Origin of the sequence: Eubacterium barkeri (assembly GCF_900107125.1) — a bacterium.
In the GTDB taxonomy this organism is placed as follows: Bacteria; Bacillota; Clostridia; order Eubacteriales; family Eubacteriaceae; genus Eubacterium_O; species Eubacterium_O barkeri.
In genome coordinates, this window is record NZ_FNOU01000006.1 from 76,757 (window position 1) to 90,969 (window position 14,213).

14 protein-coding genes are annotated in these 14,213 nt (G+C 48.5%); 7 read left to right on the forward strand and 7 right to left on the reverse strand.

Annotation, left to right across the window (positions count from 1 at the left end; all coding sequences use genetic code 11):
- Window positions 1-6 precede the first annotated feature (6 nt).
- Window positions 7-969, forward strand: coding sequence for a sulfite reductase subunit C (asrC, locus tag BLU30_RS05235; RefSeq protein WP_090244173.1), 963 nt, complete (start codon window positions 7-9; stop codon window positions 967-969).
- Between the two features lie 29 nt (window positions 970-998).
- Here asrC and BLU30_RS05240 read toward each other — a convergent pair whose 3' ends face one another.
- From BLU30_RS05240 to BLU30_RS05250, 3 genes are all read right to left on the reverse strand, one after another.
- Window positions 999-1,775 carry a Tle-like phospholipase domain-containing protein gene (locus BLU30_RS05240; protein ID WP_176770832.1) on the reverse strand — a complete coding sequence of 259 codons (777 nt, stop codon included), beginning with the start codon at window positions 1,773-1,775 and terminating at the stop codon, window positions 999-1,001.
- 98 nt (window positions 1,776-1,873) lie between these two features.
- Window positions 1,874-2,773: a putative ABC transporter permease gene (locus BLU30_RS05245; RefSeq protein ID WP_090244177.1), complete on the reverse strand. Its 900-nt coding sequence runs from the start codon at window positions 2,771-2,773 to the stop codon at window positions 1,874-1,876.
- Window position 2,774: 1 nt separating this feature from the next.
- Window positions 2,775-3,776, reverse strand: a complete 1,002-nt coding sequence (locus BLU30_RS05250; RefSeq protein WP_090244179.1) for a 3'-5' exonuclease — start codon at window positions 3,774-3,776, stop codon at window positions 2,775-2,777.
- A gap of 123 nt (window positions 3,777-3,899) precedes the next feature.
- On the opposite strand from BLU30_RS05250, the gene BLU30_RS05255 reads away from it, so the two are divergent.
- The 6 genes from BLU30_RS05255 to tsaD are packed head-to-tail and all read left to right on the forward strand — an operon-like array spanning window position 3,900 to window position 9,807.
- Window positions 3,900-4,319 carry a hypothetical protein gene (locus BLU30_RS05255; protein WP_090244181.1) on the forward strand — a complete coding sequence of 140 codons (420 nt, stop codon included), beginning with the start codon at window positions 3,900-3,902 and terminating at the stop codon, window positions 4,317-4,319.
- Window positions 4,320-4,356: 37 nt separating this feature from the next.
- A complete protein-coding gene (locus tag BLU30_RS05260) occupies window positions 4,357-6,945 on the forward strand; it encodes a beta-glucosidase family protein (RefSeq protein WP_242873518.1) in 2,589 nt (862 codons plus the stop codon).
- A complete protein-coding gene (gene tsaB / locus BLU30_RS05265; protein WP_090244185.1) occupies window positions 6,945-7,634 on the forward strand; it encodes a tRNA (adenosine(37)-N6)-threonylcarbamoyltransferase complex dimerization subunit type 1 TsaB in 690 nt (229 codons plus the stop codon). The genes BLU30_RS05260 and tsaB overlap by 1 nt, the downstream gene beginning before the upstream one ends.
- Window positions 7,631-8,086 (forward strand): ribosomal protein S18-alanine N-acetyltransferase, encoded by a 456-nt coding sequence (gene rimI, locus BLU30_RS05270; RefSeq protein WP_090244187.1) that lies wholly within the window; start codon window positions 7,631-7,633, stop codon window positions 8,084-8,086. The genes tsaB and rimI overlap by 4 nt, the downstream gene beginning before the upstream one ends.
- Window positions 8,079-8,789 carry a TIGR01906 family membrane protein gene (locus BLU30_RS05275; protein WP_176770833.1) on the forward strand — a complete coding sequence of 237 codons (711 nt, stop codon included), beginning with the start codon at window positions 8,079-8,081 and terminating at the stop codon, window positions 8,787-8,789. Before rimI ends, BLU30_RS05275 begins: the two co-directional genes overlap by 8 nt.
- Entirely contained in the window at window positions 8,770-9,807 is a 1,038-nt protein-coding gene (tsaD, locus tag BLU30_RS05280; protein WP_090244191.1) for a tRNA (adenosine(37)-N6)-threonylcarbamoyltransferase complex transferase subunit TsaD, read from the forward strand. Before BLU30_RS05275 ends, tsaD begins: the two co-directional genes overlap by 20 nt.
- 14 nt (window positions 9,808-9,821) lie before the next feature.
- Here the strand turns inward: tsaD and BLU30_RS05285 are convergent, their stop codons facing one another.
- From BLU30_RS05285 to BLU30_RS05300, 4 genes are read right to left on the reverse strand one after another with little or no spacing between them, the layout of a single operon-like run.
- The gene (locus BLU30_RS05285) at window positions 9,822-10,943 is read right to left on the reverse strand and encodes a hypothetical protein (protein ID WP_090244193.1); all 1,122 of its coding nucleotides are present in this window, start codon (window positions 10,941-10,943) and stop codon (window positions 9,822-9,824) included.
- Window positions 10,936-12,729, reverse strand: a complete 1,794-nt coding sequence (locus tag BLU30_RS05290; RefSeq protein ID WP_090244195.1) for a sensor histidine kinase — start codon at window positions 12,727-12,729, stop codon at window positions 10,936-10,938. The genes BLU30_RS05285 and BLU30_RS05290 overlap by 8 nt, the downstream gene beginning before the upstream one ends.
- Before the next feature lie 10 nt (window positions 12,730-12,739).
- Complete coding sequence (locus BLU30_RS05295) at window positions 12,740-13,426, reverse strand: response regulator transcription factor (RefSeq protein ID WP_090244198.1); 687 nt, start codon at window positions 13,424-13,426, stop codon at window positions 12,740-12,742.
- A gap of 21 nt (window positions 13,427-13,447) precedes the next feature.
- Window positions 13,448-14,158: a tRNA 2-thiocytidine biosynthesis TtcA family protein gene (locus BLU30_RS05300; RefSeq protein ID WP_090244200.1), complete on the reverse strand. Its 711-nt coding sequence runs from the start codon at window positions 14,156-14,158 to the stop codon at window positions 13,448-13,450.
- Window positions 14,159-14,213: the final 55 nt, after the last annotated feature.

A 14,213-nucleotide genomic window follows, 5' to 3' on the forward strand; every position in this document is an offset into this window, starting at 1 on the left:
TGCATCATGGATATTAATACAAAGAAGCTTAAAAAGAATGCCTTTCGTGTCACAAAAAAAAGAGGGATTGCGGCTTCCCGGATTCGGGTTCCTGGTGGTCATATAGAGGCAAAATACCTTGGGGATATCCAGAGAATTGCCCAGGAGTACGGGGATGGCGGGGTCCATCTCACCAGTCGTCAGGGATTTGAAATTACCGGTATCCCCTTTGACAAGATGCCTGAGGTCAATCAAGCCCTTCAGGATCTCATCGATGGGCTCGAGATTAATCAGGAGGAAGTTCTGGGGGGATATCCAGCAGCAGGTACCCGAAATATTGTGGCCTGTATTGGGAATAAGGTCTGTCCCTATGCCTGCTACGATACAACGGCCCTGGCCAGGAAAATCGAAAAGGCTATTTTCCCCAATGATTTACATTTCAAGGTAGCGGTAACGGGCTGCCCCAACGATTGTGTGAAAGTTCGAATGCACGATTTTGGCATCATGGGGATGACAGAGCCCCAATTTGATTCGACCCGCTGCGTGAGTTGTGGGGCTTGTATCAAAGCCTGTAAACGGAAATCTGCGGATGTTTTAACCCCCATTAATTTCCAGCCCCGGCGGGATGCAGACCACTGCATTGGCTGCGGGGAATGTGTATTGGCCTGTCCCAATGTCGCCTGGACTCGGAGTTCTGAAAAATACTACCGCCTGACCCTCTTTGGCCGGACGGGGAAGAAAAATCCCCGGATGGGCCAGGACTTTATCAAATGGGCGGATGCAGAAAGTATTGTGAAAATCATCCTCAATACCTACGACTATGTTAAAGAATACATCGACCCCACCTCCCCGGGCGGGAAGGAACATATCGGCTATATTGTCGATCGTACCGGCTTTGAAGAATTTAAAAAATGGGCGCTGCAGGATGTCCATATGCCGGAAAAGGCAGAAATCTTCACTCCGGTGTATTGGAATGGGATTAAGTACTAATGGATTATTTTGATGGACTTAACCGGAACTCAGGAATGGGTTCCGGTTTTTTTCTTTTTCTTCTTATTCATCTCCTGGACATGGGCCTTGGCATCCTTGGCGGCAAAGGTGAGGCCAATGGTGGCGTTTTGCATGGCCACCAGAATGGGGTTTCGTTTTCGGCGTCTGCGGATCTGGCCCCGGGCATCTAAAAAACGATTGGGCTTATGGTTTTGGTTAGGGTCCATGCTGCCCTTATCCACCACGATACGCTCCCCAGCCACACTGTTTAAGAGCACATTGACCATATCATAGGCCCCCTCGTAGGCCGTTATTTTATGTTGATAGGCGTTTATCCCGTCATTGTATTTTTCCACAAATTCGGCGGAGAAGCCGGGAGCATTAAAGGTGAGGCATCGGTCGATGGTGTTGCCCTCTAAAATCGTAATGTATTGGGCACAATTGCCACCCTTTGAGTGTCCGGCCAGATCGTAGGTTTTAAAATGGTACTCCCGGTCCATGCGGTGCTTAAAGGCCAGGGCGCTGGCCTGCTGGGGTGTATCGGGCACAAAGCCCCCTCGGTAATTATCAATCCATCCCCCAAGGCTGACGGTTCCACGGAAGGTTAAAACCCCCCGTTCCCGGGTTTCATCGCTAAAGCACAGGCTATGAAGGCCGTTATAGGGGCGGTCGATGGAGGCTAAGATGTGCAGACCCATCAGCTGCTCATCCTGCTGAATACGGCTGAGGGATTCCTGCCACTCCCTGGGGGACATGGCAGCATCCCCATCAAGGTATTTCACTCGATCTGCGTGAAAATTTACCATACTGGCAACCGTCAGACACGGGACGTTTTCAGGGGGGACGGGGAGTGCAAGGGCTGTTATTTGACTTAATAAATTGAGTTGGCTGTGTGAGAGTGGTTTCATCGTTCCTTGGTATGGTCCTTTTTCTTTAGTTTTAACAATTGCTTTTTTGCTTTTCGAAGGTGCTTGTTCCGGGTCATAGCACTGCGGTAAACTTCGGTGGCTTTGGCATCAACCTGGGATTTAAGGGCGGGAAAAGCTCCGAGCAGACGGCGATGAGCATAGCGGTGGAGACCCTTTTTTTCCCGAAGGTTTTCTGCAAAATGATTGAGACGCATTTCCAAATCATCCAGACTGGCCGCCGCATTGCTCCGAAGGGCATCGGCGGCCTTTCGGGTATCTCCCAGCTTTTCAGAGAACTGGGTCATTGTGCTGACGCCCAGATCCCTTAAATCAGAGATCACAATATCTGCCAGCTCCGAGACATGATAAATCTTATTTTTCAAATCGATGGTCTCAATGGTGGAAATCACGAGATCAATGAGCATCAGGCACACCAGGACACTGGCCATGATAAGGACGGCCATGGTGGGAAGCCCATTGAGAAAATCAGCGGTAAGGGGATGGATGATGTACAAAAGCACAACGGACATGATGCCGAAAAGCACAGAGTTTTTGAGACAAATGCGGCCCCTTAGGTTAAACCGGCAGCTTGAATAGTCCCACCAGGTGGCATGAAAGAGCTTTTCCATACCCCAGCTTGTCAGGTACTCTAAAGTAGAGGTCGATCCCACCCCAACGATAAAAACAAAAATGGGATTGGTTAAAAAAGGAGTTAGAAGAAAAATCAGGATAATGGCCCCAACCCCATAAATGGGACAATAAGGGCCAATTAAAAAGCCGCGATTCACAAATTTCTTTTGGGGAATTGAACAATAAACAACCTCGCTGCACCATCCAAGTACGGCATAAAAAAAGAAGTATAAAAAGAGCAGGCTGAGATTATAGTCCGTTTCCATACTAGAGTCCTTTCAATGCAATGTCTCGTTTTAAAATATCGAGGACCAGGAGGCAATCATCCAGGGCCCGATGGCTTTGGGTGTTGGTGCCCGCTGCGGTTCCCAGGGCAATTTGGTTTTTAGAATCCAGGACGCCCATATGAATGCGCTGGGCACATCCAAAGGTGCATTTTAAGTCAGTACCGGTTTCTTCACACGCCGCTTTAAAGAGGACTGCATCGTAATCTGACCCCCAGGATAGGAGTGTGCGCCCCTGGGTCAGTTCTTTAATAATGGGCATGACACTGTGGATGTTGGGCTGATGGGCAACCATGTCATTGGTGATGCCAGTGAGCTTTTCAATACGCCAGTTAATGTTATTTACGGGCTTGATGAGTTGATTGAGAACCGTATTGCCATGGCAGTCAATCATGGAAATTTCAATGGGTTCATCGGGGCATTGTATGGCTTCAATGTCAAAGATTAAGTAGCGCTGGGTGCCCCTTTGCAAATCCTCCTGGATACCAGCCAGATGGGTATCGGCGTAAAGGCGGTTGGCAGAGAGGCGGCGCTCCCGGGCTTCTGATTTGAGTCGGGCCTCTTCCTCATACTCTGTGCGAATATTTTCATAATGGGTAGTATTGACCCGGAGAATATGTGCAATTTCAGTATCAGAATGTTCCTGTTGAGAGAGGGTTTGGTACCATTTTTTGAAAAAGTGATCCATTTTCAGCCTGGAAAAGCGCAGGCGTTTGGCCGTTTCACCGATGGTCAGATCAGCATCCCGTAATTCCTGATAGGCTTTCAATTCCTGTTCGCGTCGGTTTTGGATGGCGTGTTGTCTTCGGGCTTGTCGGTGTTCCCGTATTTCTGTGAAAATGGGGTCATCTTTTTTGAGGTGGCCCTGATCGATCCACATATGGCACAGTTTGTAAAGGCGTTCTTCACTGAGGTGCAAAATGTGTAAAATATCGGATAAGGGCTTGTCTTTAATTTTCTTAAATTTAGCTAACTGAGATTTCATACCTATAATAATAGGGTTAAATCGTCACTTTGTCAATTATAAGGGAAAACTCCTAACTTTGGCATCAGTCTGTGCTATAATATTAAACAATATAAGGCGTGGATAAAACATGGAGGTTAACGGATGAACAGACTGCGGATCGGTGGAATTTTAATGATTATCATCGGGGTGTTTGGGGTTATCTTCGCGGTGGTGGGATTGGTCGGTTTCATGATGGTGGATGCTTCGGTGCGATTGGCCATGAGTGAAGCCAGTGACCTGCCCATTGCCGTTTATTATATAAAGATGGTGGTTTATGGATGCATTTATGGCTTGGAGATGGTCACGGGTATTTTAGTCCTGCGCCATCTTTATGATTGGCCCTGGATGCAGCGTTTATTTTGGATGGGAATGATCCTCATGGGGGTACAATTTATTCAAATGTTGTTTCAGACCAGCTTAAGTGGCGCATCCTCGGATTTGTGGATGTCGCTTTTCGGAGGAATACTCGTGCCGGCTTTAATGGTATGGGGCGCCTTTACACAATGTAGAAGGGACGGATGAAAATATGTCTGAATGTGCAAAGAAGATACGGAGAAGGATGACGTTAAAGCAACAGGCATCCCTTTGTTCAGGAAAAAATGATTGGGAAACGGAAGCTTACGAGGATCTTGGAATTCCGGCAGTAGTGATGTCTGATGGGCCCAATGGCATGCGTGTGGAAAAACCTCGGGAAGGCTTTAACGCTGCTGATAGCTATCCGTCAACCTGCTTCCCAACGGCGGGGCTATCTGCCTGCAGCTGGAATACGGCCCTGATCTCAGAGATGGCGGCCGCCATTGCCAAAGAGGCTAAAAAGCTGGGGGTAGATCTTATCCTGGGACCAGGGCTGAATATTAAGCGCTCGCCCTTATGCGGTCGTAATTTTGAGTACTATTCCGAAGACCCATTACTCTCTGGTCAATTGGCGTCTGCCTTTGTGAAGGGGGCGGCAGCGGAATCCGTGGGCTGTACCCTCAAGCATTTTGTGGCCAATAATCAGGAGACCCGTCGGATGACGGTGGATGCCCATATCGATGAGCGTACCCTCCGGGAAATCTATCTCAAGGGATTTGAAATTGCCATTAAAAATAGCCACCCCATGGCGGTTATGTCTGCTTACAATGCGGTGAATGGCACCTTTATGAGCCAAAATAAGGCTCTTATAACGGATGTACTCCGCAGGGAATGGGGATTCGACGGGATCGTCATGACCGATTGGAATGGGGTGTATAATCGGGTAAAGGGCGTCAAAGCTGGGGTGGATCTGGAAATGCCAGGGAGTGGCGGTGTGGGAGATCAGCAGGTGGCCTGCGCCATCCAAAATGGGACCCTGCGCAAAAGCAGTCTAAATGCCTTAGTGGAACGTAATATCGATTTTGCTTTAACGGTGGCTAAACACCGGGAACAATGGGAAGAATCCAGTGGGGCGGTGGATTATGAGGCCCAGCATGCCTTAGCCCGGCGCATTGCAGAGGAAAGCATCGTCTTGCTTAAAAACGAGGGAAATCTTCTCCCCATTACGAAGGACAAATATAAGAAGGTAGCCATCATTGGTAAAATGGCCTTTGATCCAAGAATTCAGGGAGCCGGGAGCTCGAAAATCAATGAAATCAGCATTGATACCCCCTACGAGGCCCTCACAAAGTCCCTGGAGTCGGGAATAGAGATTGTTTCCAGCCAGGGGTATTCGGATAGTGATACCGAGCGCAATGGATGTTTGATGGCAGAAGCTCAGACCTTGGCCACCCATGCGGATGTCGTCTTACTCTTTGTCGGGCTTCCCGCCCAATGGGAATCTGAGGGGTATGACCGCGGGGATATGGCCCTTCCAAAGAACCAGCAGGATCTGATTACTACCATTTCCCAGGCCAATCCCCATACGGTTCTCATTTATATGAATGGCGGAGCCCTGGATCTTGCTGAAGGGGATGCCGCCCAAGCCATCATCGAGGCCTGGCTGGGGGGCGAATCCGTTGGCAGTGCATTATCAGGTATCCTAACGGGGAAGGTGAATCCCAGCGGTCATCTAGCGGAAAGCATTCCCTTTAGACTTCAGGATACGGGGTGTTATGATTCCTTCCCCGGGGATGGGAATACGGCTGTTTATGGCGAGGGAATTTTTGTGGGCTATCGCCATTATGATCATGTCCACTGTCCGGTGCGCTATCCCTTTGGCTTTGGATTATCCTATACAACCTTTGAATACACGGATCTTGACATTCAGAGTCTGGGGAACAATATTTTTCGAATTGGCTGTCGGGTAAAGAATACCGGGGAGGTAAAGGGTAAAACCGTCGTCCAGGTGTATACCGGGCAAAAATCCCCTAAAATCATGCGGCCGATTCGTGAGCTTCGGGCTTTTAAAAAAGTAGCACTTAACCCAGGGGAGGCGGTTACCTTGACATTTGAATTGGAGGAAGATGCCTTCACCTATTATAATGCCCGGGAGAAAAAATGGTGCACCGAAGGGGGCGTCCATACCATTGAAGTGGGGGAATCCAGCCGGGAGCTTCCCTTAGTCAGCGACGTGGAAATCACCCGAAATTATATCCCAACCATTACAAAGTACAGCTATTTAGGGGATATCCTGGATCATCCCAAGGGCCCGCGGGTCTTTGAGGTTATTGCCAGAGAGATGGAACAGTTAACGGGTGAGAACATCATGGATCTCCAGGGCTTTGCGAAAACCATGTTTTACAGCACACCCATCTGCAAGCTGACGACGGCTTCCCATGGACTGATCGCCCCCCGTACCATTGAGCTTCTGATTGAATATTTGAATAATGGCGATCTGACAGACACCTTTACCATGGATCGGCTAAAGGTGGGGGATGAAGGGGCAGGCGGAACCTCCAGGGGATTAATTGCCGGTATTTTTGATTGGGTCGGAAAGATCATGAAGGGCAATGTGGCGACGGTCTATTCAGTGGAGGATAAAATGAGTGTCCTTTTGAATAACCCGGATACCCGGGGTGTCCTGGCCCGGTATTGTCCAGAGGATATTTTAGATGGTGAACAGCTGCGTGTTGCAGCCCGAATGGGCTTAACCCTTCGGCGCATCCAAAAGCTGGTTCCCCAGGACATTTTTCCAGAGACATTGTTGGAAGAAATTAACACAAATTTAAAGGAAATAAAGAAGGAGATTTAATGCGCTTATTAATGGTAGATACGGCGACGATTGTGGCTTCTGCCGCAGTTATAGAGGAAGAAAAGCTGGTGGGGGAAGTCATTATCAACCACCAGAAAAAACATTCAGAAAAGCTGCTGCCCGCCATCGACCATCTTTTAATGGATGCCGGGCTGGATATTTCTGAGATAGACGCCTTTGGCATTGTCTGTGGCCCGGGCTCCTTTACGGGGCTGCGTATCGGGATGGCCACAGTAAAGGGCTTTGCCCAGGCTTTAAATAAACCAGTGGTTGGCGTGTCCACCCTGGAGGCCCTGGCCTATAATTTACCCTGTGCCCAGGGGATTATTTGCCCCATTCTGGATGCTCAGAGGGACCAGGTTTACACCGGGGTTTATCAATTTATCGATGGCTGCTTTGAAACCCTGCTGCCGGATACAGTGCTTTCCATCGAAGCATTAATTCGCCATCTGTCTGAAACCACCGATGGCCCCATCCACGTTTTAGGGGACGGCGTTCCCAAATATTTTGAAACCATGTCTGAGGAGCTGGATGTCTACAAAGCTTTGCCCTATGTCCGAATGAATCGGGCATCCTCAGCGGCGTGGCTGGCCCTCGAAAAGCTTCAAAATGGCCAGATGCAGGATTACAAAACCATTGAGCCAATGTATATCCGGCCATCCTATGCGGAGGAACAAAAGAAAAAATGAAGAGTCGAAAGATGATGCCCCAGGATGCAGGCCCTCTCAATAAATTGTGTGAAGCCTGTGGACTGTCTCCCTGGTCAGAGGAATCCTTTTTAGGGGAAGTGGATAACCCCGTGGCCCAGTATATCGTTCTGGAAGAAGCTGGTAAAGTTTTGGGCTTTGCAGGGATTTGGTGTGTCGTTGATGAGGCCCAGGTCATGAATATTGGTGTTGCTCCCGAGGGCCAGGGCCGTGGTCTTGGAAAACAGCTGATGAAGGCACTCATGGCCGTGGGGCGAAGTCATGGCTGTGTGGTGATGACCTTGGAGGTTAAAGCCGGAAATACCAAGGCCATTAACCTTTATGAAGGGTTAGGCTTTGAGCGCAATGGATTGAGGAAGGATTATTATCCGGATCATTCCGATGGTATTTTGATGATGACATCCCTTTTGGAAGGGGCCGATGCCCATGAATAAGGTTTTATCTTATTGCCTTGGGCTGGGGATACTAGTCTTTGCTCTGATGGCTGCCATTCCGGTGTCCGTCTATGATGTGGATGATTTTATGGCCCAGGCAGAAATTAATCGGGTGAGCCAACGCACAGGATTGAAGGATTCTGAATTACGTGATGTGGCAGTGGAAATCTTTAATTACCTGGAAGGAGAGCGGTCGGATTTCGATATTACCATCACCACAGCGGGGCAAACCCGCCATTTGTTCAATGGGGATGAACAGCAGCACATGGTGGATGTGGCTGGTTTGACCGCCTTGTCCCGTATTCTGCTGGCGGTATCCCTTTTAACCCTTTTGTGCTGTGGCACCACGTTGTTTTTAAGGGACCAAAAGGGCCTATACCGCGGACTGATTGACGGCGGCCTTTGGGGGCTAGGCCTGTTAATCCTTTTGGCCCTATTGGGAAGTATGGATTTTACAGCGGTCTTTGAGGGCGCCCATCGATTGATTTTCAGCAATGATCTATGGCTTCTGGACCCCAAAAAAGATTTACTCATTAACATTGTACCAGAGCCCTATTTTATCCATTTGGCCCTCCGGGTTGCCGGTATGGCCGCAGCCATGGACCTTTTCTTTGTGGCCCTGGGTATTGGGGGGTATGTCCGAATGAAAAGAATCGAAAGCAGTGAGGAGAAACAAGACAAGAATGAACATATTAAGCATTGAAACATCCTGTGATGAAACCTCGGTGGCCATCGTTGCCGATGGCCGGCGGATTTTATCCAATCAGATTTATAGCCAAATTGATATCCATCAAAAATACGGTGGGGTGGTTCCGGAAATTGCATCCCGGAACCATGTCATTAAGCTGCCCTATATTATTGAGGATGCCCTGGCTGAGGCCGGATTAACCTGGGATGGCATTGATGCCATCGCCGTGGCCAATGGTCCGGGGCTGGTGGGAGCACTTCTCATTGGGGTGTCTGAGGCAAAGGCCCTGGCCTATAGCTTAAAGAAGCCCCTCATTGGGGTTAACCATATCGAAGGGCATATTGCTGCTAATTTTCTGCAATACCCAGAATTAGAACCGCCACTGCTGGCACTGGTGACCTCTGGGGGCCATAGCAATCTCATTGTTTTAAGGGATTATGTTCATTTTGAAGTGGTGGGACGCACACGGGATGATGCGGCGGGAGAAGCCTATGATAAAATCGCCCGGGTTTTGGGGTTCCCCTATCCCGGCGGGCCACGGATTGATGCAGCGGCCAAGATGGGTAATCCTAAGGCCATTGATTTCCCCCGGGTTACCCTGGAAAAAGGAAGTTATGACTTTAGCTTTAGTGGTTTGAAATCGGCGGTTCTGAACTATCTGAATGGTAAAAAAATGAAGAACGAGCCGGTGGTGGCAGAGGATGTGGCGGCCTCTTTCCAGCAGGCGGTAGTGGAAGTATTGGTAGAAAAGGCTCTGGCCTGTGCTGGGGAGTATGGCATGGACAAACTTTGCCTGGCTGGTGGGGTTTCCGCGAATAGTGCCCTGAGGGCGGCTATGCAATCAGCCTGTGATGCCCGGGGGATTGCCCTGTACTATCCAGACCCCATCCTTTGCACCGATAATGCCGCCATGATAGGATCCATGGCTTATTATAATTATAAAGCCGGCAGGCTGGGGGATTTAACCCTTAATGCCCAACCGGGAATGTCCATTGGCGATTCGCCGTTAAAGAAAAAGGGAAGGCCCCAGTGAGGCCCTCCCTTTTTTTATGGGCGGTAGGTAATCGCGTAAAGCATATCCCGTTGTTGGTCATTCATGGTGGGATCTTCCTCTAAGGCTGAAAAATAAATAGCGTCCGAGGTGGGAGAAATCCGAATGTTAGAGGACAGCAGATGGGGCGAAAGCATTTGCTGCTTGTTCTTACCATCAATGCCGATAATCCAGATGCTTTGGTATTGAGGAATGTCCGAATCATCAAACTGGGCCGCAATGATATGATCGGTATTCCGGTCGAAAAAGGCTTGGGTGTAATTCCCCTGGCTAATTTCGGTTTTAAGCTTTTTTTCCGGGCTGTAGATAAAAAGCTTATCCGTCGGTATATTCCTTTGAATATAAAGCACATCCGAGGAAACCGTACTGACATCAAGCCAATTGACATCCTGGGCGAGACGGGAAGGCTTTAGCTTTTGACCATCATTGTCTAAGGCCATGCTGTAAAGGTTGTTTTCCTCACCAGCAGTGGGAGAGCCGATAAAATAAATGGTTTTGGTCTTTATATTGTAATCCAGCTGTTTAATGGTAAAGCCCGTTTCCATGGTGTAAGTTCGGCGTTCGCCGGCAGGGTTCGTCATGACCAGCTCGTGCTTGTCGTTGATAAACAGAACCATGTCATCGCCCACGACAGTGAGGGGAGAGATGATGTTTTCCCCCTGGGATGAAAGGACCCGGGTGCTGGTGCGATCCAGAGAGGTCCAAACCAATTGGAGGATTTCACTGCCATCCGAGGGAAGGGTTCCCTTTTCGATATAAAAGACACCGCTGCCGTTGCCGGCAAATATAGCCCCGCGCTGGCGTTTATCGGAGTTAATAAAGTTCAGAATAGACCAGGAACCGCTGCCGGTGTCCAGACGATATAAATCCAGATTGTAGGTGATGGGCGGTGTATCCGAGGTACCAGAGGTTAAGAGATAGTCGCCTGCGGCATTGATATCCATTAAACTCCCTCTCCCCAGGGCCGTTAATTTTTTTTCTGAAAGAATGGCTCCGTCAGTGGCATTGGTAACGGTGATGGGGGCATTTCTTGGGACGAAAAAGCTCCGGCAGCCCGTAAGACCAAGCATAAGGCTGGATATCAGGAGGATTGCGATAATCTTGAGTCCTTTATTCATTGGCCAGGCCCTCCTGTACTGTTTTAATCAAAATGGGAAGACGAATACTGATATTGGTTCCTTCTCCCAGGACGCTTTCCATGGAAATGGTTCCATGGTGCTTATCCACAATTTGTTTGGCCAGGTATAGGCCAAGGCCGGCACCGCCTTCTCCTTCATTTCTGGCCCGATCTTCTTCCACACGGTAAAAGGCTGAGAAAATCTTCTTCTGGTCATTTTCAGAAATACCGACCCCGTAATCCCGAATTGAAACGATAATATTGTCCTCCTCTAAGGTTGATACCACATCGATGATGTCACCCTTGTCCGAGTATTTAATGGCGTTGTGGAGGATATTGATGAAAAGCTGCTGGAGCCGGCCATAATCGCCAAGGATTTCAGGGAGATTTTCATCGGATTTGTAGTTGATGCTGATTTCCTTTTGCTGGGATTTGATTTCCATTTGCTCCACCACCTCGTCAAGGAGGGTATGGAGGTTCAGATTGGTCTTTTTGACATCAAATTCCGGGCGTTCCAGCTGGTTGACGTTTAAAAGATCATCCACCAGGCGCAGAAGCCGATGGCCTTCACGGTTCATGGTGTCCAAAGAACGGTTTAAAATCTCGCCTTCCATAACCTGACGTCGCCTCAGCATATCGGTATATCCGATGATGGTGGTCAAGGGGGTTCGCAGCTCATGGGATACGGAGCTAATAAACTGCTGCTGTTCCTTTTGAATCTGCTTCGTTGAGGTCATGTTTCGGATGACAATCATATAATTCTCTTCAAATTCAGCTTTCCGAATGGGGCTTCCGATGATGAGGAGATTTCGGTCATTGCTGTCGACTTCCACAGAAATATGCAGCTTGCCATTTTTTAAATCATCAAAGATATCCCGGAGGAAGGACTGGTATTGAAAATCGTAAATGGTCTTTGGATTACTGACGTCGAAATACGTTTTAATATACGAATTGGAGGTAATGACATTCCCCTTGGCATCCAAAGCCAAAAGACCATCATCCAGGGAAGCCAGGACGCTGGCCAGCCGGTTTCGTTCCGAATTTAGCTGATTGATGACATTGTTGACGTTCTGGGTCATGCTGTTGAACACCCGGGTCAAATCCCCGATTTCATCCTCCCGGCGGTAATGGATTTGAACATTGTAATTGCCATGGGTGATTTCCTTTGAGATCTTCGTCAGCTCCTTAATGGGTTGGATGAAATGATTGGAATAGGATAGGGTGATGACGACCAAAAGGGGAAATCCCAAGGCGCAGCCCAGAGCATAAAAAAACAGACAGGTATTCAGCTGGGCATCCATGGCAGCCAGGGAATATAGAAAGCCAATATAGCCGATGTTCTCCCCAGCGAAGGTGATAGGCTGCAAAAATTCGACAACCGGCGTCCCCATGGATTCAGTGTAGAGCATCGTGGCGTTGCCCGTGGCTTCTGCCTGGGAAATGGATTCGGAAAAATCCAGGGAACTGTCATCCGTGGGATTATACAACGGTTTGCCCTCTGATGAAAAAATGAGGGCAGGCGTATTGGTTGTTGCGAAAATGGCGCTGCTGATCTGACGGGCCGTTTTATTAAAATAAGCGGCAGCATCACTCCCATCGGAATTACTTTCAGCAGACTCTTCAATATAAAGGGTGGCATTCTGCCCCATCACTGCCAGCTCTGAGCGGGCGGTGATGACATAATGGTAGATCGTCCCCTGGACGATGCAAAACAGGATGAAGCCAAAGATGGCCAGGAAAATCGCGATATTATAGGCTATGATCCGGCCACGATAGGTTAGCTGCATGGGTTTTTCCTCAGATTTTTCTCATTTTATAGCCAATACCAAAAACCGTCTGGATAAATTTATTGGGCTGGGTATCGATTTTTCGGCGGATACGCTGGACGTGCATATCCACGGTACGGGTATCACCATAGTAATCATAACCCCAAATTTTTTCTAAAAGGGCATCTCTGGGGAAAACCTGCTCCAGATTAGAGGCCAGAAGATACAATAAATCAAATTCCTTGGGGGTTAAATGGATTTCATTCCCCTCCAGAAGCACCATTCGCTCCTCGGGCATAATGCTTAAAGGGCCGTTGGTGATGATGACGTTCTTGCTTTTATTGTCCGAAGAACGGGATGAACGGCGGAGATGGGCCTTGATTCGGGCCAGAAGCTCCCGGTTGTCAAAGGGCTTGGTGAGGTAGTCGTCTGCGCCTAATTCTAAGCCTAATACCTTATCAACAATATCGGTTTTAGCCGTGAGAAGGATGATGGGAACCTCTAAAACAGGGGAGAGGGTTTTACACACATCGTACCCGTTTACCTTGGGAAGCATGATATCTAAGACAATTAAATCCGGAAGCCAGCGCTTTCCCTTTTCAATGGCCTCTTCACCATCGTAAGCGGTTTCTACCTGGTAGCCTTCAAATTCTAACTCCATTTTAATTAAATCGACAATGGCGGCTTCATCATCCACCACTAAAATTTTTTCGTTCATGGGATCTCCTTTGTTCTATCATTAAAACCATAAATTAAATTGTGCTTTATTCTGGATGGCCGACAGTACCCGGTTATCCAGTTCCGGAATGGTCTTTCGCATATCGGCCAAAAGATTTTTAATCGCCTCTCGTTTGGTATGTCCATCCGCCGGGCAGGTGCTTTTAACTACGGGAAGGGCCTGACATTCCTTGTTAAAGAGAATGTCTTTTTCCCGGGTGTAGACCAAGGGACGGATCAGGGTGATATCCTTTCGGTCCAGATGAGTGATCGGCTGGAAGGTATTAACCCGGGCCTCATAAAAAAGGCTTAAGAAAAAGGTTTCCACCGCATCATCCATATGGTGGCCCAGGGCAATGGTCCGACAGTCCCGGCTGAGGGCCAGGTCATGCAGGGCACCCCGCTTCATGCGGGCACAGAGGGAACAGGGATTTTTCTCCCTTCGTGCATCAAAGACAATGGGACCAATCTGGGTCTTTTCAATGGTATAGGGAACCCCAATGCTGTAACAGTATTCTTTAACAGGGGCAAAATCCATTCCTGGAAAGCCCATATCCAAGGTGATGGCCTCGAGCTCGAAGGGCTCCGGCGAAAAAATCTGATAGTGCTTAAGGGCGGACAATAGGGCGATGCTGTCCTTGCCACCGGAAAGTCCCACTGCAATACGATCACCCGGGGTAATCATATTAAAGGTCTGAATGGCCCGACGCATTGAGCCGAGAATTTTTTGCATATCTTGATAAATCCTTTATAAAAAAATTCATTTTAGTTGTCATCGGGATAAAAAA